The 20,502-nt window shown below is 37.9% G+C and carries 15 protein-coding genes; 11 read left to right on the top strand and 4 right to left on the bottom strand.

Annotated elements, in window-relative coordinates; translation table 11 throughout:
* Nucleotide 1 precedes the first annotated feature (1 nt).
* The 10 genes from QUE72_RS14005 to QUE72_RS13960 all read left to right on the top strand — a co-directional run bounded on the left by QUE72_RS14005 (nt 2) and on the right by QUE72_RS13960 (nt 14,759).
* Complete coding sequence (locus tag QUE72_RS14005) at nt 2–577, top strand: YqiA/YcfP family alpha/beta fold hydrolase (RefSeq protein ID WP_286269648.1); 576 nt, start codon at nt 2–4, stop codon at nt 575–577.
* A 37-nt stretch (nt 578–614) separates the two neighbouring features.
* Nucleotides 615–2,504, top strand: a complete 1,890-nt coding sequence (parE, locus tag QUE72_RS14000) for a DNA topoisomerase IV subunit B (protein ID WP_286269647.1) — start codon at nt 615–617, stop codon at nt 2,502–2,504.
* A 71-nt stretch (nt 2,505–2,575) separates the two neighbouring features.
* Nucleotides 2,576–5,896 carry an MHYT domain-containing protein gene (locus QUE72_RS13995; protein ID WP_286269645.1) on the top strand — a complete coding sequence of 1,107 codons (3,321 nt, stop codon included), beginning with the start codon at nt 2,576–2,578 and terminating at the stop codon, nt 5,894–5,896.
* Between the two features lie 11 nt (nt 5,897–5,907).
* Entirely contained in the window at nt 5,908–6,894 is a 987-nt protein-coding gene (locus QUE72_RS13990) for an HD-GYP domain-containing protein (RefSeq protein WP_074497102.1), read from the top strand.
* The gene (locus QUE72_RS13985) at nt 6,887–7,597 is read left to right on the top strand and encodes a copper homeostasis protein CutC (protein ID WP_286269644.1); all 711 of its coding nucleotides are present in this window, start codon (nt 6,887–6,889) and stop codon (nt 7,595–7,597) included. Before QUE72_RS13990 ends, QUE72_RS13985 begins: the two co-directional genes overlap by 8 nt.
* Before the next feature lie 137 nt (nt 7,598–7,734).
* Nucleotides 7,735–8,136 (top strand): VOC family protein, encoded by a 402-nt coding sequence (locus QUE72_RS13980; RefSeq protein WP_286269641.1) that lies wholly within the window; start codon nt 7,735–7,737, stop codon nt 8,134–8,136.
* Between the two features lie 110 nt (nt 8,137–8,246).
* The gene (locus QUE72_RS13975) at nt 8,247–10,175 is read left to right on the top strand and encodes a GGDEF domain-containing protein (protein WP_286269638.1); all 1,929 of its coding nucleotides are present in this window, start codon (nt 8,247–8,249) and stop codon (nt 10,173–10,175) included.
* Nucleotides 10,168–11,367: a GGDEF domain-containing protein gene (locus QUE72_RS13970; RefSeq protein WP_286269637.1), complete on the top strand. Its 1,200-nt coding sequence runs from the start codon at nt 10,168–10,170 to the stop codon at nt 11,365–11,367. The genes QUE72_RS13975 and QUE72_RS13970 overlap by 8 nt, the downstream gene beginning before the upstream one ends.
* Nucleotides 11,368–11,587: 220 nt before the next feature.
* Nucleotides 11,588–13,894 carry a DNA topoisomerase IV subunit A gene (gene parC, locus QUE72_RS13965; RefSeq protein WP_286269636.1) on the top strand — a complete coding sequence of 769 codons (2,307 nt, stop codon included), beginning with the start codon at nt 11,588–11,590 and terminating at the stop codon, nt 13,892–13,894.
* Nucleotides 13,895–13,985: 91 nt separating this feature from the next.
* Nucleotides 13,986–14,759 (top strand): EAL domain-containing protein, encoded by a 774-nt coding sequence (locus QUE72_RS13960; protein ID WP_286269635.1) that lies wholly within the window; start codon nt 13,986–13,988, stop codon nt 14,757–14,759.
* Here QUE72_RS13960 and QUE72_RS13955 read toward each other — a convergent pair.
* The 3 genes from QUE72_RS13955 to tal form a co-directional block, all read right to left on the bottom strand.
* On the bottom strand, nt 14,741–15,295 hold the full coding sequence (locus QUE72_RS13955; RefSeq protein ID WP_083601924.1) for a DUF6942 family protein: 555 nt from the start codon (nt 15,293–15,295) through the stop codon (nt 14,741–14,743). The genes QUE72_RS13960 and QUE72_RS13955 overlap by 19 nt on opposite strands.
* Nucleotides 15,296–15,352: 57 nt before the next feature.
* Entirely contained in the window at nt 15,353–15,526 is a 174-nt protein-coding gene (locus tag QUE72_RS13950) for a DUF3545 family protein (RefSeq protein WP_074497120.1), read from the bottom strand.
* A gap of 152 nt (nt 15,527–15,678) precedes the next feature.
* Nucleotides 15,679–16,632: a transaldolase gene (tal, locus tag QUE72_RS13945; protein WP_074497122.1), complete on the bottom strand. Its 954-nt coding sequence runs from the start codon at nt 16,630–16,632 to the stop codon at nt 15,679–15,681.
* Nucleotides 16,633–16,835: 203 nt separating this feature from the next.
* Between tal and yaaA the strand changes: the two genes are divergently transcribed.
* Nucleotides 16,836–17,606 (top strand): peroxide stress protein YaaA, encoded by a 771-nt coding sequence (gene yaaA, locus QUE72_RS13940; RefSeq protein ID WP_074497125.1) that lies wholly within the window; start codon nt 16,836–16,838, stop codon nt 17,604–17,606.
* Nucleotides 17,607–17,637: 31 nt separating this feature from the next.
* On the opposite strand, the gene QUE72_RS13935 is transcribed toward yaaA, so the two are convergent.
* On the bottom strand, nt 17,638–20,499 hold the full coding sequence (locus QUE72_RS13935) for a TonB-dependent receptor (RefSeq protein ID WP_286269632.1): 2,862 nt from the start codon (nt 20,497–20,499) through the stop codon (nt 17,638–17,640).
* Nucleotides 20,500–20,502: the final 3 nt, after the last annotated feature.

Below are 20,502 nucleotides of genomic sequence, written 5' to 3'. Positions count from 1 at the left end.
TATGACTAAACACCTTTTATATTTACATGGCTTTAATTCGTCGTCTCAATCAGAAAAAGCAATATTAACGAAACAATATATTCATGATAAAAACATTGATGTTATTTTTCATTGTCCACAAATTTCGAGCTCACCTTTAGCCGCTATTGCGCAATGTGAAGCAATATTAGCGAGTGAACCGAATGAACAATGGGTATTGATGGGGTCATCATTAGGTGGTTATTTTGCTACTTACTTAGCGGAAAAGTACGGTTATTCTGCCGTATTAATTAATCCTGCGGTGAAGCCTTATGAGTTGCTTCATGATTATATTGGTGAGCAAAAGAACCCATATACAGGTGAGACTTATGATGTGACTGAACAACATATGCATGAATTACGCGATCTTTATCACAAAAAAATATCAATAAATCGTTATATGATGATGGTACAAACAGGTGATGAAGTGTTAGATTATCGTCAAGCAGTAGAAAAATATCAGGGTAATCGTTTAATTGTGCAAGCAAACGGCGATCACAGTTTTGTTGATTATCAAAAAATGTTACCTGAAATAATGGTATTCTTGTCTCTGCAATAACATCAATTCACAGTCATAATAATTATTAGAACCCATTATGAGCGAACAATATAATTCTGAATCAATAGAAGTCCTCAGTGGCTTAGACCCTGTCCGTCACCGTCCAGGTATGTATACCGATACTAATCGGCCTAACCATTTAGGCCAAGAGGTTATCGATAATTCTGTTGATGAAGCACTAGCTGGTTATGCCCAAAATATTTCCGTGATCTTGGATAAAGATCAATCGTTAGAAATTATTGACGATGGTCGCGGAATGCCTACAGATATTCACCGAGAAGAAGGTGTTAGTGGCGTAGAGTTAATTTTTTGTAAGCTACATGCTGGGGGAAAGTTTTCCAATAAAAATTATCAATTTTCCGGTGGTTTACACGGTGTAGGTATCTCTGTGGTTAACGCGTTATCAAAACGTGTTGATGTCGCTGTTCGCCGTGAAGGAAAAGTTTTTGAAATGGCGTTTGAAAACGGTGATAAAGTAGAAGAATTGCATGAAACTGGGACTGTTGGCCGACGTAATACGGGTACCAGAGTAAAGTTTTGGCCAGATGAAAAGTACTTTGATTCGGCTAAATTTTCAGTACGCAGATTGATGCATTTGTTAAAAGCGAAAGCTGTTTTATGCCCTGGTTTGACGATAAAATTCCACGATAAAAATGAAAACCAAAAATATCAGTGGTGCTATGAAGATGGCCTGTGTGATTACCTAAAAGAGTCAGTAAAAAATTACGAAAGTTTGCCAGAAGAGCCTTTTATCGGCACTTTCTCTTCTCAAAATGAAGCTGCTGACTGGGCTGTTACTTGGCTACCCGAAGGTGGTGACGGTATTGCGGAAAGCTATGTTAATTTAATTCCAACCGTTCAAGGCGGTACACATGTGAATGGATTGCGCCAAGGCTTGTTGGAATCTATGCGGGAGTTTTGTGAATTTAGAAACCTTATTCCTCGAGGTGTAAAACTAACGCCTGATGATATTTGGGATAAATGTGCTTTTATTTTGTCAGTTAAAATGGAAGATCCACAATTTGCTGGTCAAACGAAAGAGCGTTTATCTTCCAGACAATGCGCGGCGTTTGTTACCGGTGTTGTTAAAGATGCGTTTAGCCTTTGGCTTAATGAACATACCGAAATTGCCGAAGCATTAGCTGAGTTTTGTATTTCAAATGCGCAGAGACGATTAAAAGCCGCTAAAAAAATAGTGCGTAAGAAGGTAACACAAGGACCAGCTTTACCCGGCAAGTTAACTGATTGCGGTAGCCAAGACTCTACACGAAGCGAATTATTTTTAGTTGAAGGTGACTCTGCCGGGGGTAGTGCAAAGCAAGCACGCGATCGAGAATTTCAAGCAATCATGCCATTGCGTGGGAAAATATTAAATACCTGGGAAGTTGATTCTGGTCAAATTTTAGCTTCTCAAGAAGTACACGATATATCTGTGGCATTAGGTATTGACCCTGATAGCGACGATTTATCAGGGTTGCGTTATGGAAAAATTTGTATTCTAGCCGATGCTGACTCAGATGGGTTACATATTGCCACGCTATTGTGCGCGCTGTTTACTCAACATTTTCTGCCATTAGTGCAAGCAGGTCATGTGTATGTTGCTATGCCACCTTTATATCGCGTTGATGTGGGTAAAGAAGTGTATTATGCACTCGATGAAGATGAAAAAAATGGTATTTTAGATCGTATTGAAGCTGAGAAAAAACGCGGTAAAGTTAACGTTCAACGCTTTAAAGGGTTAGGTGAAATGAACCCGTTACAATTACGTGAAACAACTATGGATCCAAATACTAGACGGTTAGTGCAGCTCACGGTTGATGAGTTTGACGCGACAATGGAAATTATGGACATGCTCTTGTCGAAAAAGCGCAGTGGCGACAGAAAAGAATGGTTGCAAGAACACGGCGATCGAGTAGAAGTTATATAATTTGCTTTGTAGAAATACATCGTGAAGTATTTTACGGCTTGTAGAGTCGTTTGATTTTGGAGTTTTGATGTATGTTAGATTGGGTGATTACACAATTTACAATCTCAGCCGACAGTATTCTTATCTATGGTAACTATAACCCCTGGCTTGTAGCACTTTCCATTTTTATTGCAATATTCGCCTCTTTTATGGGACTGCAGGTTGCAGCCCAAGCAAAGGGGAGAGTATCAGCATTACGTCGACACAGTATGCTTGGCATAGGTAGCGTTGCGTTAGGTGGCGGCATATGGAGTATGCATTTTATCGGTATGCTCGCTTTTGATTTATGCACAACCGTTGAATATAACGGATTAATTACCTTTCTTTCTATGCTACCAGGCATTTTCGCTTCGTGGGTTGCGTTAAATTATATTAATAGTCACAAAAAAGGCTTTTTATCGTTATTAATCGGTGGCGTTTTGGTAGGAGCTGGAATCGGCACCATGCATTACTCTGGAATGGCAGCGATGGAGATGGCGCCTTTATTGCGATATGAGCCTTGGATGTTTGCTTTGTCGATAGTTGTTGCTGTTACGTTGGCAATGCTGTCTTTATGGATTTATTTTGGTCTAACGTTGTTGAGCAAGAAAGAGTTTAAGTGGTGGTCCCCTCATTTATGGGCAAGCATCGTGATGGGATGCGCGATAACAGGAATGCATTACACTGGCATGGCGGCAGCACGATTTGTTAGACCTCCTGGGCTTGAGTTAAGCAAGCAAACGTCCGAAATATCTATTTACTTAGCGTTAGGTATTTCAATTACCACTATTGTGATTATCTGTTTAGTGTTAGGACTAAACATGATTTATCGTTATAAAGATATTTCAAGAAAGGCAGCCGAAAGTGAACATCGCATGCGTGCCATGATGAACACCGCGGTCGATGGCATTATTAGCATTGATAATACAGGCACTATTTTAAGTATCAACCAAGCGACAGAACAGTTATTGGGTTGGTCGTCGGCTGAGCTAATAGGGCAAAACGTAAAAATTATCGTACCTTCACCGTATCATGAACAACATGACAACTATATTGAGCGGTATTTAGCGACTGGCGAAGCCAATATTATTGGTAAAGGCCGAGAAGTAGAAGCTGTACATAAGGATGGTAGCAGTGTTGCAATTCGTCTTGGCATAGGACACGTTAAATTAAGCACTAATGATTTTTTTGTTGCGTTTATTTCAGATATTAGACCTCGTATACGCATGGAAAGAGCGTTACGTGAAAATGAAGAAAAGTATCGTTCATTAATTACCAATATTTCTGGCATTGCTTATCGATGTAAAAATGTGCCTGGCCGGCCAATGATTTTTATTAGTGATGCTGTTGAAGCTATCACAGGGTTTCCACCGGAAGATTTTTTATTACCATCACCTAAGCGAAGTTTTTCAGAGCTGGTTCACCCTGACGATATTGACAATGTAACAGCAGAAATTGCTCTTGGTGGCGCATTTAATATTGAATACCGTATCGTTACTCGAAGCGGTGATATTCGTTGGATGATAGGGCAGGGACGTCATGTGCAAGGTGAAGAAAAAAATGAAACTTGGATTGATGGTTTCATTATGGATATCACTGAACGTCGTGTCATGGAAGAAGAGCTTAGAACGGCTAAAGAGTCAGCAGAGCAAGCCGCGTCTGCAAGAGCAAGCTTTATGGCAAATATGAGCCATGAAATTCGTACACCAATGAACGCGATTATTGGCTTCAGTGATATTTTACTAGAAAGTGGCTTAGCCGCTGAACCACAGCGACATTTAAAAACCATCAATAATTCTGCTAAGTCTTTGTTACATTTATTGAATGATATCTTAGATAGTGCGAAATTAGATAAAGGAAAACTGGATCTTGAAATTCGTGATTTTTCATTAATTCAAGAAGTCGACGAAGTTGTCTCTACCTTATGGTTACAAGCAAGAAATAAAGGGCTTGAATTAACCGTTGATGTATCGCCTAAATTAAAGAAAACATATGCAGGTTCTCCAGAAAGAGTTCGTCAAGTACTCACCAACTTAGTGAGTAATGCCGTCAAATTCACGCAACAAGGTTATGTGAAAATAACCGTATCACCAACCCAAGATAACAACATTGAATTTGTGATTGAAGACAGTGGAATAGGCATGAGTAGGTCACAACTTTCTGCTGTATTTGACCCTTTTACTCAGGCAGATGCTTCAATGAGTCGCCGCTTTGGTGGCACAGGGCTAGGAACAACGATTAGTAAACAACTTGTCGAATTAATGGGGGGTAAAATTAGTGCGACAAGTGAAGAAAATAAAGGCAGTACCTTCAGATTTACTCTTCCACTCCAAGCGCGTAAAAACCTTGTTGTAGAACAAAAACAAGAACGTATCAAGTTACCACCAATGACGGTTTTAGTTGTTGATGATATTCAGCAAAATATTGATTTACTTTCTGTTTTATTAGAGCGAGAGGGGCATACGGTGTTAACAGCTCGTGATGGTCAACAAGCGTTAATTCGCATGGCCGCAGAAGACAACTTAGACCTGGTGATTATGGATGTTCAAATGCCTATCATGGATGGTTTAACTGCAGCCAAAGAGCGGCGAAAAATAGAGCAAGAAGAAGGGCTTGAACATATTCCTATTATTGCCTTTACTGCGAGTGTATTGGATGATGATCGGGTTGCTGCAAAAAATGCTGGTATGGATGGCTTTGCTAATAAACCTGTTGATATTTTTGCATTGTTCAATGAGGCCGCTCGCGTGTTAGGTGTTGAGACTTATCAATCAGATATAACAGAACCAGAAGAAGCATTAGGTAAACTCATTGATGAGAAAAAAGGGGTTGCCCTGTGGGGATCAAAAGAAGGATATTATCAAGAACTGGTGAAGTTTACCCAGCAATACCCAGAAAATTTTACGTTGTTAACGCCATTATGCGAAGCACAAAATTGGCAAGAATTAAAATCACTCGCACATAAGCTAAAAGGCGTTTGTGGTAACTTATCGTTAATTAGTTTAATGCGTCATTTAGAAAAATTAGAAGCAATCATTACTAGTCATCCGATGCAAAGCGCTCCTGTTATTGATGCTATTCAAGCGATGTTCGATGCAGTAAAAGCTGAAGTAGAGCAAGAAGGGAATACGGTAGCTTCAACAGAAGGAAACCTTGGCAATGCAGATGAACTTATTGATACATTGCAAACATTAAAAGCTGCAGCGCAGCAAAATGAAATAGATGAACAGGCGCTACTTAAAATTACGGACATTCAAGGACAACAGTGTTTTCAGTCTGAGCTTAATGCAATTAATCAATCGATTAACGATTTTGAATTTACACAAGCTGTCGCATTGATTGAAGATGTATTAAATCAAATGGCTAATCGTTAAGGTATAGAGACATGCAAGATAATAGACCATTAATTTTAGTTGTTGATGATGAACCTGCCAATTTACGGGTACTGAAACAAATCTTACATCAAGATTATCGTTTGGTATTTGCTAAAAGTGGTGAAGAAGCACTTAGATTAGCAGTAAGTAAACAACCAAATTTGATTTTACTTGATATTATGATGCCAGACTTGACGGGTTTTGATGTTTGTAAGCAACTAAAAGAAGCAGAGCTTACGAGAAAAATTCCCGTTATATTTGTCACGGCGTTAAATCATGAAACAGATGAAACACAAGGTTTTGAGATTGGCGCTGTTGATTACATTACAAAACCAGTCTCATCTGCAGTTGTTAGAGCAAGGGTTGCTACCCATTTATCATTAGTGAATGCTGAAGAATTAAAGGAAACGCGTTTACAAATTATTCAACGCTTGGGAAGAGCGTCTGAATTTAAAGATAACGAAACAGGTATGCATGTGGTTCGTATGAGCCATTACTCAAAAATAATTGCTTTAGCGTATGGGTTCAGTGAAGCTAACGCTGACATGCTTTTACATACTGCACCTATGCATGATGTTGGCAAAATAGGTATACCAGATCATATCATGCTCAAACCGGGTAAATTAACCGATGAAGAATTTACCATTATGAAAACTCATCCTCAAATAGGCGTTGAAATTTTAGGTGAAGATGATTCTGAGTTAATCAGCCTAGCAAAAGTGGTTGCTTTAACCCATCATGAAAAATGGGATGGTAGTGGTTATCCTAACGGATTAAAAGGTGAAGATATTCCTATAGAAGGGCGTATAGTTGCATTAGCTGATGTATTTGATGCACTAACGAGTAAACGGCCTTATAAAGATGCTTGGAGCATCGACAAAACCATGAGCTTTATTAGAGAACAAAGAGGTAAACACTTTGAGCCTAAGCTCGTTGATTTACTGGATCAAGAACTTGATAAAGTACTCGCAATTAAGCAGCAATATCAAGATGAATAGCATTGAAGTTTGCCTAGATGCTGACAATGTAGCCATCTTGGCACAAAATGCGAAGACATGTAACAAAGCAGGTGTCGATAGAATCGAATTATGTGCTGATATGCATGTAGATGGTTTGACCCCTAGTGTTGACGCTATCAGAGTCACTCGGCAACATTTTCCAAAGGGCGAACTTTTGGTAATGATACGCCCTAGAGCGGGGGATTTTAATTATGTTGTCGATGAGCTGATTACAATGAACGAGCAAATCATACAAGCTAAAGAGTGTGGAGCAGATGGTGTAGTTTTTGGCGTGGTTGATCAACAGCAGCAAATTAACCTAAATGCTTGCCAAATGTTACTCTACACAACAAAGAAGTTATCATTAAAAACAACCTTTCATCGTGCTTTTGATGCGATATTGGAACGAGAAACCGCACTAGTACAATTAAAGGATTTAGCGTTTGATCGTGTGTTAACGTCTGGTGTTGCCTGGAAAACAGAAGGTAATGCACTGGACGGAATTGATAATATCAACCGGTACCTTACACTGGCGGATGAACACATTGAAGTGGTGATAGGTGGAGGCGTCTCGGCCAAGAACATATCAGCAATTACTAGCTCGCTTTTCCCTGATAGCGCACGTGTTAGCTTCCATAGTTATTCAGGCGTATTAAATAATGGCCTTATTGATGCGTTAGCTATCAAAAACTTAAAATGCTGAAGCGATTATTTTCTCACAAAAAGCCTTTTACTAACCTGTTATTTACATTATTGTTAGTAATTTAAATACTTTTAAAGCCATAACGTTTCATTTTTTATCGTGGTAACCTAATCTTTTAATAATTGTAAACATTCGAGATGATTGAACAAAGAGTTAACCGAAGTATTTGCCACGCCTCTATCGGCACAAATGATTTACAGCGAGCGAAAACGTTTTATCAACCGATATTAGCTGTTTTAGGTATAAAGTTAGTGAGTTCATATGAACATGCTATCGCCTTTGGTAAAGGGTACCCAGAGTTTTGGGTGCAACAACCCTTTGATAAAAAACTGGCGTCACCTGGTAATGGTGTTCACTTTGGCTTTGTAGCAACATCAATGGAACAAGTTGATCAATTTTACGATTTAGCGTTGTCCTTAGGTGGTAAGTGTAACGGTAAACCGGGCGGTAGAACTGAATATGGTGAACCATATTATGGTTGTTTCATCATTGACCATGATGGTAATAAAATAGAAGCAAGTTATTGGCGACTTAGTTAACAAGTTTGCCTGTTAAATGAATATGTAAGATATATCGATTTAAACATTAACAACCGATGTTATTTCAGGTTAATATTTTTCCACCGTGTTATCTGTGTAAGGAAATTTAGTTGTCTAATAAATTTACATTTAACTATGTCAAAATTAGCTACTTAGTTTTCTTTTTGTTTTTGTTAAATATTTGTGAAGTAGTTGCAAGTGAAGTGTTAAATAAGGCTCGATTCGACCAGTTCGTTGCAGAGATTGAACAATTAAAAGATAACAACCCTAGCAAAGCATATCATGAACTTGAAAAGCAAATTATACATATACATTTGCTTTCTATAGAACAACAATTAGTTTTTTATAAGTTACAAACTGAACTTTTTGTAGAGCAGGCGCGTTATCAACAAGCACAAGAGATTGCTGATGAAGCATTAAAGCTTGCCAGAGAATTATCAACCCCTAGTATTGTTACAACTGAACTTTTATATGCCCGAGGTTTTTCTCATGAAAGTTTAGGAGATTACACCAGTGCAAGGGAAGATTATTTAAATGGTTTTGAAATTGCCAACTCACTAAAAAATCAAAAGTTTGTCGCCACAGGGTTAATTAATCTTGGCGCACTAGATTATCTTATGGAAAAGTTTGATCGTGCATTAATTATGTTTAATGATGCTTTAGCCATTGCTAACAAAATTCAAGATAGTGAATTATTAGGCTTTATTAATACTGAATTAGGTATTCTTTATGATTATCTCAATCAAAAAGAAAAATCATTAACTTTTTATCAGAAAGCAAAACAGCATTACCTTGACGCCGGTAAAAACCAATATGCATATAATACCATGCGCAATATTGCACAACATTATTCATCTATTGAACAATATGAAAAAGCTATAGAAGCATATAAAGAAGTATTAGCTGACATTGATAAAATTAGTAATAACGAACTAATTGCTTCAGTTTATGTAGGTTTAGCATGGGCACACGCCAGAAAGAAAAATAAAAACCCAGAAGCATCGTATCAATATATGCGCATGGCAAGTAATTATATAGAAGATGCAGAACAAGCAGATATTCCAATTAATCATGCTTTAAACCAAGCGTATTTATTTTTTGAACTTGCACGGTTTGAAGATGCACTCTTAGCCTTGGATAAGGCAAGTGAATACATGGAGCCTTACCAAAACAGTAATCATAGGGCAGTAGCTAATAACGCCAAACTTGATTTGTTATATCTAAAAGGTGAATTACATTACCAGTTAAAGCAGTATAAAAAAGCAAGCGATGCTCAAAATGCATTGATTGAATTTGTGACACACTTACTTAAAAAAAGTAATGTTGATGAAGTAGAAGATTTACGTATGCGCTATGAAAGCCAACAAGCTGATATAGAAAAGCAACTGTTACAACAAAAAGAAAGTGTGCAGGCATTGATGTTGAGTGAAACTCAACGAACAGTAGAAAGCCGTCAATGGTTCATTGTGTTTTTTGGTATCGTGGCATTAATGTTAGGCTGGATATTAATTAAAATAGCATCAGGTCAGCGTAAACTGTTACATGCCACTCGAACAGATTCTTTAACAGGCGTAGCTAATCGTCGCCATATTATTGAGCAAGTAGAGAAAGCGTTTCTTGCCGCTACACAACAAGGTACGCCACTTAGTCTGTTTATGGTGGATGTTGATGACTTTAAAAAAATCAATGATCAATGCGGGCATAAAGTTGGTGATCAAGTACTAACAAGAATCGCATTAATTGGTCAAGCGTTAATGCGTGAAACCGATACTTTTGGCCGTTATGGTGGTGAAGAGTTTATTGCTGTGTTACCTGGTGTAGCCTCTACACAAGTAAATACTATTGCTGAACGTTTACGAAAACAAGTGGCAGAAAGTAGATGGAAACACAACAGCTCAGCTACCGTTACTTTAAGTATTGGCGTGGTAAGTTTAAACCAAGGCAATTATACTAGTAGCCAAGCATTACTGAAAAAAGCTGATCAGTTGCTTTATAAAGCAAAACATCAAGGGAAGGATAAGGTGTTTTGCGATGAATAACCTGCATAGTTATTATCTTCTCTTGTTATTTTTTTTCAGTACTAACATTGAAGCATCTCAACAAGAACCTAGCGAAAGCAAGCTGCTTACTCAGCAGCAAACATTGCCTGTTGATGATCGAATTATCGATTTAGTTGAAAAAGTGCGGAAAAAAGAGGGTGATATAACGACAATTTTTCAACGATTACAGTCACAAGAAAGCACCTTCAATATTGCAGAAAAGTATTTGATGCTAATGATCAGTGCTTATATTCATAAGCAAGAAGGTGCATTAGCGCTCAGTGTCACAGAATTAACACAAGCACTTTCATTTGAGGAGAGAATGGATACCGCTCAACTCAATACTGAAAATTTTTCACATATTCATTTATTGCTAGCTGAAATTTATCAAATTCAAGGGCAATATAAACTTGCGTATGATGAAAAAAAACATTACTTAGAAAAAAGAAAAAAGAACCGATCAGTATTACAAAAAATACGTTTAGCGAGCTTGAATGAAAAATACGCGACTGATTTGAAAATCAAAGAAAATGAGTTACTCGAAAACGAACAAAAGCTAAAGTCACTTCAATTGGCTGAAGCAACAAAGCGGCGCGAATCACAACAACGTAACTTAGCAATTTTAATGGTAACCGCTTTAATTATTTTAGTGTTACTTATTAGACAGCTAAAAATAAGGGCAACCCTAAAGTACCTTGCAAAAACGGATAGTTTGACTGGATTATATAATCGCCGTGTATTGTTTACACAAGGTGTATTACTTTTACAAGAGCACCAACAAAGGCAAATCCCGCTCAGTGTAATGATGCTTGATATTGATCATTTCAAATATATAAATGATACCTATGGACATGATGTCGGAGATAAAGTGATTATTGCTGTGGCTAATTTGGGAAAAGAAACATTGAGAGCCAAAGATATTTTTTCACGAATTGGTGGCGAAGAGTATGCCATTATCTTACCACATACCGAATTAAAAGAAGCCAAAGCAATAGCTGAACGATTGAGAGAAAAGGTACAGCAACACGTCTTTGAATTAGAAGATAAAGCGACTGAAAATTTTAACGTAACTATCAGTATCGGTGTAGCAACTCTATCTTCTGAGAATACAGACTTTGATCAGCTATTGCATGCAGCAGATGAAGCAATGTATCGAGCTAAAACCTCAGGCCGTAATCAAGTTTGTCAATGATTAATGAACCAAGATAATCCGTAGACCGATAGCGAATAAACAGTTTGCTGTATTTCAAAATATATACAACAAACAGTTTTTTCCAGTGCAATAATTCGCTAAGCTACAAAGGAGAGTTGAAGTTATGTAGCAACTTAACTTTTTTAAGAAGAAAAAAACAATATACGAGTAATTATTGCTATTGATACATAAAATCGTTAGCAAATTTTGGGAAAGATGAATGTCTGATGCGCTTGATTATAGTTTAGACGGAATAGAACAACGTCCGTTAAGACAGTTTACTGAAGAAGCTTACTTAAATTATTCCATGTATGTCATCATGGATCGTGCATTGCCACATATTGGCGATGGCCTGAAACCAGTACAGCGTAGAATCGTATACGCAATGTCAGAGCTAGGTTTGTCAGCCGTTGCTAAATACAAAAAATCGGCGAGAACCGTCGGTGATGTGTTAGGTAAGTTTCACCCTCATGGTGACTCTGCGTGTTATGAAGCCATGGTGTTAATGGCTCAACCATTCTCATACCGTTATCCATTAGTGGATGGTCAAGGTAACTGGGGGGCTCCAGATGATCCTAAGTCATTTGCTGCTATGCGATATACCGAAGCACGGCTTTCACGATTTAGTGAGGTACTATTAGCTGAGTTGGGACAGGGTACGGTAGATTGGGTGCCTAACTTTGACGGTACAATGAAAGAGCCTAAAACTTTACCTGCGCGTTTACCTCATATCTTGTTAAATGGTATTACAGGGATTGCGGTAGGTATGGCGACCGATATTCCTCCTCATAATGTTCGTGAAATATCTAGTGCTTGTGTGCAACTTCTTGAAGCCCCTAAAACAGAGTTACATGAATTACTTGAACATGTAAAAGGTCCTGATTATCCAACTGACGCAGAAATTATAACGCCTAAATCTGACATTGAAAAAATTTATCAGACAGGTCGCGGAAGTATAAAAATGCGGGCTGTTTATGATATTGAACACGGTGAAGTTGTGATCACCGCATTGCCTCATCAAGCTTCTGGCGGAAAAGTATTAGAGCAAATAGCAGCTCAAATGACAGCAAAAAAACTACCGATGGTTGTTGATCTACGTGATGAATCAGATCATGAAAATCCAGTACGCCTCGTTGTGGTGCCGCGCTCTAATCGTGTTGATATTGAACAATTAATGCAACATTTATTTGCGACGACTGATCTAGAAAAAAATTACCGTGTTAACCTCAACATGATTGGCTTAGACGGTAAGCCTGCGGTTAAAAACTTACGTGATATTTTGTCAGAGTGGCTAGTGTATAGGCGTGATACCGTCACCAGAAGATTACAGTACCGTTTAGACAAAGTATTAGCAAGGTTACACTTGCTTGAAGGTTTATTAATAGCGTATTTAAATATCGATGAAGTTATTGAGATCATTAGAAACTTTGATGATCCAAAAGCTGAGTTGATTTCCCGTTTTTCGCTATCTGAGCGTCAAGCAGAAGCGATTTTGGAGATTAAACTACGTCAACTTGCTAAATTAGAAGAAGTTAAAATAAAAGCAGAACAAGACGAACTCAACAAAGAACGAGAATATTTAGAGAAAACGCTTAATTCTAAAGCGAGAATGAATACGTTATTGAAAAAAGAAATTCTTGCTGCTGCTGAAAAATATGGGGATGAACGACGTTCAACAATAGTTGAGCGTACAGAAGCTAAAGCCCTGTCAGAAAAAGATTTAGTCCCAAGTGAACCTGTCACTGTTGTGATTTCAGAAAAGGGCTGGGCGAGATGTGCAAAAGGTCATGATATTGACCCTCAGGCGATGAGTTATAAAGCTGGTGATACCTTCTTGTGTTCTGCCCGCGGTAGAAGTAACCGTCCAGTGGTCTTCATAGATTCAACAGGGCGTGCATATGCAACAGATGCCCATTCTTTGCCTACAGCACGAAGTCAAGGAGAGCCGTTAACAGGTCGTTTTAACCTGCCAACAGGTGAAAATTTTGAACAAACTGTTATGGCTGATGACGAGAGTAGTTATTTGCTAAGTAGCGATGCTGGTTATGGCTTTGTCGGTAAATTTTCTGACATGGTAAGCCGGAATAAAAATGGTAAAGCCCTGTTAAGTTTACCAAGTAATGCCAAGGTTTTAACACCTAAGCCTATTAATAACTTCGAGTCTTCTTTAGTGCTAACCATTACATCTGAAGGCCGTATGTTGGTTTTTCCAGTGAAAGATTTACCGGTATTAAGTAAAGGTAAAGGCAATAAAATTATAAATATTGCTTCAGCGCGTGCTAAAGCAAGAGAAGAGTTTGTCACCCTCATTGAAATTATTGCAGAAGGCGACGCTGTAACGCTTCACGCTGGTAAGCGTAAATTAACCTTAAAAGCCACCGATATTACCCATTACCGTGGAGAAAGAGGTCGTCGAGGCAATAAACTGCCAAGAGGTTTACAACGTGTTGATCGCATCGATATTGAATCGGTTCATGTGGGATCAGAAATTGAAGGATCAGAGCATATAGATATTGAAGGCTCATAAGAGAGATTTTCGTAAAACAAGAATAAAGGTGCTGTTTTTGTCATAAAAATGTCACACATAGCACCTACTATGCACTGGTAAGGAGATTCTAGTGTATAGAGAAATTGAAAAAATAATTAATAACAAAGCGGTAAGTACTGTTTTTCAGCCGATCTTTGATGTTCAAAATAAATCCATCCTAGGATACGAAGCGTTAACGCGAGGCCCTAAAGATAGCGCATTGCATTCTCCAGATCGTTTATTCCAATGCGCAACTGATTTAGGGTTGTTATCTGAACTTGAAATTATTTGCCGTGATATTGCTATCAAAAGGTTTGTTCAGCTAGGGCTTAAAGGAAAGCTATTTCTTAATATCAGTCCATTAGTACTCCTTGATAAGGCTCACCCTCAAGGAGAAACAATAAAGTTAGTTGAATTAGCAGGGTTAAATTGTCATCAAATTGTTATTGAGTTAAGTGAGAAGTATCCCTACCCGAATGCAACGATGTTGAAACAAGCATTAGAAAAATACCGTCAATTTGGCTTTGATGTGGCCATTGATGATCTAGGTGCTGGCTATTCTGGTTTAAAAATGTGGAGCTTATTGCGACCTAACATTGTAAAAGTTGATCGTTATTTTGTTGAAAATTGCCATCAAGATAGCTTTAAACGAAAGTTTCTAACTGCTATTTTTGAGCTAGCAAAGTCTGCTAACGCAGAAGTTATTGTAGAAGGAATTGAAAACCATCAAGAGTTCACTCTTTTACGTAGCTTAGGCATGCGTTTTGCTCAAGGATACTACCTTGCTATGCCTGCTAGTGAGCCTAGTCAAGTCTATCCCCCATGGTTACTTAGTGGTAATTTATATCAACTGAGTGCCTTATAAAAATCAGGAAACGATTGTTTCAGCAGCTGGCATAAATAAGTGATTTTTTCATTAGTCAGTTGCCGATAGTCGAAATAAGGGCAAATGATTAACTGTTGCTCACTTTTTATAGCAAAGTCTTCACTTAACCAAAAACATCGTTCAGTTAGTGATAGTTTCTTTGCATATCCTTTGCCCATTACAATATGAATAGCGTCACTTTTGTTAATGTTGCGTTTTAACTGCTCAGCTGAGCATGAAAGCCAAAGACATAACGATGATCCCACTTGTAATAATTGTTTATCACGGAATTGTTGCCAATTTTCAAAAGAGCGAGCTTCATCAGTCGATAATTCATAGATAAACTTTGCATACACGTTAAACACTTTTCGCCAGCCATTGCCGGCTTGTTGGCCAATGGCGTTAATCTCATTCATGTCCATAAAGCGGCAAGTAGTTTGCTCAAGATATTTATCAATATTAGGTGTTGATTCTACATAAACATTTATTGCGGCGTTTTTATTGCCAAGGCCTTTAATAACTAACTCCGTTAACAATTAATAATTAATAAAAAACCCAGTCGAAACTGGGTTTTGTGTAATGGCTTGTGTTCGTTAAAACTCATCCAACATATACTCAAGTGAATCTTCGTATTCCTTGAGTTCTTTTTCGAGTTGGAACCGTTCTTTTATTTGTTCTATTTCTCGCCATTTTCGCTTTTTATTGCTTGATGTTGACGCCTTAGGTTGCTTACTTAGTGAGTCCAATATTTGTTCTACGTTATTCATGGAATGCTCCTTTTTTCTACAACAGCATGTTTTTAATACCATACTCTGTTATATAAATGAAACATTTTTTAACTAAATTTTAATAAAAAATGAATTTTACGTGTTTTTTATTTCCAAAAGCCAATTGAATAACAATAAAACGTATATTGATATTAAAATAAGTCGTTTAACTGTTGCTCTAGTTTTACTTGATCAGCGGCAAAATTACGGATGCCTTCTGCAAGCTTTTCTGTTGCCATTGCATCTTGGTTTAATGCCCAACGAAATTGAGCTTCTGTTAATGCAGCTTCTGGCTCTAACGGAGCTTGATTTGCAGCAAGTTTTTGGGTTAAAGGAGCATCGGTTGACGCTAGCTCATCAAGTAATTGTGGACTGATGGTCAATCTATCACAACCAGCTAATTCGAGAATTTCACCACTGTTTCTAAAACTTGCCCCCATGACAACTGTCTTATAGCCTTTAGCTTTATAATAGTTGTATATTTTGGTCACTGAGATCACACCAGGATCTTCATGAGATAAGTATTCAGTTTTACCCGTATCTTTTTTGTACCAATCTAAAATGCGACCCACAAAAGGAGAAATTAAAAATGTTCCTGCTTCTGCACACGCTTGCGCTTGAGCAAAACTAAACAGTAAGGTTAGATTACAATTAATACCGTCTTGTTCGAGCTTTTCAGCTGCTTTGATCCCTTCCCATGTTGAAGCAAGTTTAATTAATATTCTATCGTTACTAATACCTGCTTCGTTATACATTGCTATTAACTTGTGGGCTTTTTCAATAGATGCCGCAGTATCATAAGAAAGACGTGCATCTACTTCTGTTGAAATACGGCCAGGTATAATGTTTAAAATTTCTAAACCAATTAACACTGACAGCTTGTCACTGGCATCAATAATTTGTTGCTTTCTGTCTGATGATTGCTCTTTAGCCCATGTTACCGCTTGCGTTAATAAATGCTGGTAAGAAGGTAATGAAGCTGCTTTTAGTAGTAGCGATGGGTTAGTGGTTGCATCTTGCGGTTGAAACTTTGCAATAGCTTCAATATCACCGGTATCTGCTACTACTGTCGTCATTTGTTTCAATTGTTCTAATTGCGTCGCCATACTTGTTGCCTTAATAAATTCCTAAAAGAGAGGTTGATCATGGTGCTGATTAACCTTTGTTAACGATATTGTTAATTTGAGTTTCAGCTCTAATATGCCCTAACAAACAGCTTGAATGCAAGAGACTTCTTAGTGCAAATTATTTTAATTGTATATCGCTGTGATATAGTAGTTAATTATCGTCTTTTTCTGTTAGGTATTCTATGTTATTCGTTGTTTCTCCCGCAAAAAACTTAGACTTTGAGTCGCCGTTAGCTACAGATAAATACTCGCAACCGGAGCTTTTATCACATAGTCAAATTTTGGTGGATCGTTGTAAAAAATTATCACCTGCTGATATCGCAAGTTTGATGAAAATTAGTGATAAATTAGCTGGATTAAATGCTGCACGTTTTGGTGATTGGCAGCAACCATTTACCACTGATAATGCAAGGCCTGCAGTGTTAGCATTTAATGGTGACGTTTATACTGGCTTAGATGCAGCAAGTTTATCAGATGACGATTTTGATTTTGCTCAACGTCATATGCGTATATTGTCAGGTCTTTATGGTATTTTAAAACCACTTGATTTAATGCAAGCTTATCGTCTTGAAATGGGTATTAAGCTTGATAATGAACGTGGCACAAACCTCTATCAGTTTTGGGGAGATATCATCACAGACAAGTTAAACGATGCTATTTCAGCGCAGGGTGATGACACTTTAATTAACTTGGCATCAAACGAATATTTTAAATCGGTAAAGAAAAAGCAATTAAAGGCTAATGTGATCACACCTGCGTTCAAAGATTGGAAAAATGGCCAATATAAAATGATCAGCTTTTTTGCGAAAAAAGCACGTGGCTTAATGGCGCGATATATCATTGAGAACAAAGTAGATAGTTTGTCATCTTTAAAAGCCTTTAATGCTGCAGGATATCAATACAATACTGATTTATCTAAAGGCAACGACTGGGTCTTTACCCGTAAAGAGTGATCATGTGAGTTAATGTTGGCTGCGGTTATTGTTAAAAATGATACCGTAAGCCAACATAATAATATTGCCCGTTAAAGCCAAAGGGGGCTGAGCGTCTTGAGTATTTAAAGACTCCGTCGCTTTCCACAATTACTTCATTATTTGAATTGATAATAGTGCCGCTATGCGCATTACCAATGTTATTTTTATCGGGCATTATATCAAAAAGATTGTTGATACCAGCATATAAAGACAGGGCAGGTGTCAGTTTTTGCTCAATACTGATATCTGTTAACCATTCAGCTTCGAATCGCTGTTTACCGCCATCTTGGATGGTATAAGCTCCGTAACGGTTTAATGCAAAATTAACGCGCCAAGTATGACGTTGGAAATCAGCAATGAAGCTTACTCTGTCTTGAGGTTGCCATGTTTCAATGATAGAAATGTCTTGCGAGGAAAAAACATCATCGACATTAAGCACATGTAGCTCACTGTTTTTAGGTGAGTATAATTGAGTGACTTCGGTCTTAGTGATGTTGGCTGCAAGAGTAAACGCTAATTCACCGTATGGTAGTTGTCTATCTATAGTCGCAATAAAATCGAGGCCTCGTGTTTTTGTATCAGCAGCATTGAGAAACACTTGTGCTTTATCAACATGTTCCTGTGCCAGTGCCTCGGTAAGAACTGTTGAATAATCAGCACATAACTGATTACTGATCACGATGCGGTCTTTAATGTTGATCGCGTAATAATCAAGCGTCATTTTTAAGTCATCAAAATCTAACACGCCGCCTAACGAAAAGTTTGTCGATTTCTCTTCTTTTAACGTGGGAATGCCGATTGATTTTGCGAGTTGGCTATCATTTCTAAACGTGCCTATTTGTTCTGCTACAAGATGTTGACTATCTTCAACTACGAATTGAGTACTGGTGTTGTTAAAATATAGCTGCTGCATCGATGGGGCTCTAAATCCTGTGCTAACAGAGCTTCTTAGGGCAAGAGCTTTGTTTACTTGCCAATTAGCGGCTAATTTAAAATTAGAAATATCGTTAACGCCATCATAGTCGTCAAAACGCAATGCCCCCGTAAAGTCAATATTTGGCGTGATACTAGTGTTTAGCTCGAGGTAGAATGATAAAACATCACGTTGTTCATCTACGGCTTCGTCTGGTGAAATACCAGGAAATCCTTGGATCCCCGGAAGTGCATTAACGGGGAGTTGTAGGTGTTGGTCATAATCAAAGTAACTGTATTGTTCCCCTGCAATGACTTGATAATGATCTTTTCTGACTTCTAGGCCAAAGGCTAAATCAAATTCACTGAATTGGCGTTTTAAATCAAGGTTTACTGTTTGTAATGATAACGATAAACCGTATGCACTTGCGTTAGTAGGTGTTTTGTTTCTTATATCCTCCGGAGAAAATTGTGTTTGTAATGAATTCGCGTAAGAAGCATTTATGGCGTTCTGGGTTTCATAATCAATGCTGTTTTTTCCATAGGAATATGAAAGATCATAAAATAAATCTTTAGCCATTGTTCCTTTATAGCCCAGTGTGAACGATTTATCAGTGATGTCTGAATCAATGAAGGGTAGATAACCATCTTTCACCGTTGCAAGACCGTCTGCTAATACTGGGTTTGCCTCTTGGCTATTCGCGTGTCTGAAAAAAGCAGCAGTGTTATTGTGACGCTCTGAATACACAGCGAAGCTATAGAGTTTTCCCTGAGCTAAGGTAAATTCTGAATGATAGGCTAGGTTAAATTGTTTAGAATGAGGGTCACCGATGCGAAATGTTTTACGATTGGCGGCAGCTTCTCTAGGATCATCTGATAGGTACTTTCCTTCTTCCAGTTCTTTACATTTTGTGTATTGGCAAGTGCCATGTAAGCTTGAACGATCTGTACTGTTGTGGTGTATTAATGACAATGTCGTATTTATGAAGCCCTTGGTGCCAATAGCGTGATGATAATTTATGCTGGTGTTTACCGTTTCCCCGTCGCCTTTATGATATTGACCGATAGAAGTACTTATATTATTTTTTTGACGACCGGACTTTAAGACGATATTGATGACTCCAGCTATTGCATCTGAGCCATATTGTGCAGCCGCACCGTCTCGAAGAATTTCTACTCGATCTATAGCGTTAGCAGGGATAGCATTAATATCAGCACCAGCAGTACCACGGCCTACTGAGGTATTAATATGAATTAAACTTGCATGGTGTCTACGTTTACCATTAATCAATATTAGTGTTTGGTCCGGGCCTAAGCCTCTGAGTGTGGCGGGTTTTAAAACATCAGTGCCATCACTGATTGAAGAGCTTGAAAAATTAAACGAAGGGGCGAGCTTTTGAATCATTCGACCTAATTCTGTTTCTCCGGTTGCTAATAATGCCTTGTTGGTTAGAATATCAACCGGTATTGTTAGTTCGGTAATGCTTCTCGAAAATCCCCGATTGCCAATAATGGCAATCTTTTCAATGAGCCCTTTAGTATTGTTGTCAGTATTTTCTACTATTTTATCATTCGTTTTTGCAATAGCGTTGTTCGAGTTTTCATGTTGTTTAACAATCTTTATTTCACCCGTTTTACTTATTTTTGCGTGCAGACTAGTGTTACGTAATAAAATACGTAACGCCTGTTGCTGCGTGTAATATCCATGTACCGCGTTTGATGTAAAGGGGTGGGTTAATTCGTATGAGTAAATTAACGTTTGTTGTGTTTGCTGGCCAAATAAGCTTAGTGCTTTATCGACACTTTGCGCATGTATCTCGAACAAATACAGATCATTAGTATTAGCTCTGCTGGCAACAGTAACGAGTATAATGGTACAAAATATCAATAGCTTAAAGCTGAAGAATTTTGCCCAATAGACACGCTTTTTTTCTCTTGTGGTTAGTTGAGAAAACAACATAAA

Origin of the sequence: Thalassotalea hakodatensis (assembly GCF_030295995.1) — a bacterium.
GTDB lineage: Bacteria > Pseudomonadota > Gammaproteobacteria > Enterobacterales > Alteromonadaceae > Thalassotalea_C > Thalassotalea_C hakodatensis.
This window is presented reverse-complemented; position numbering and strand designations above follow the sequence as displayed.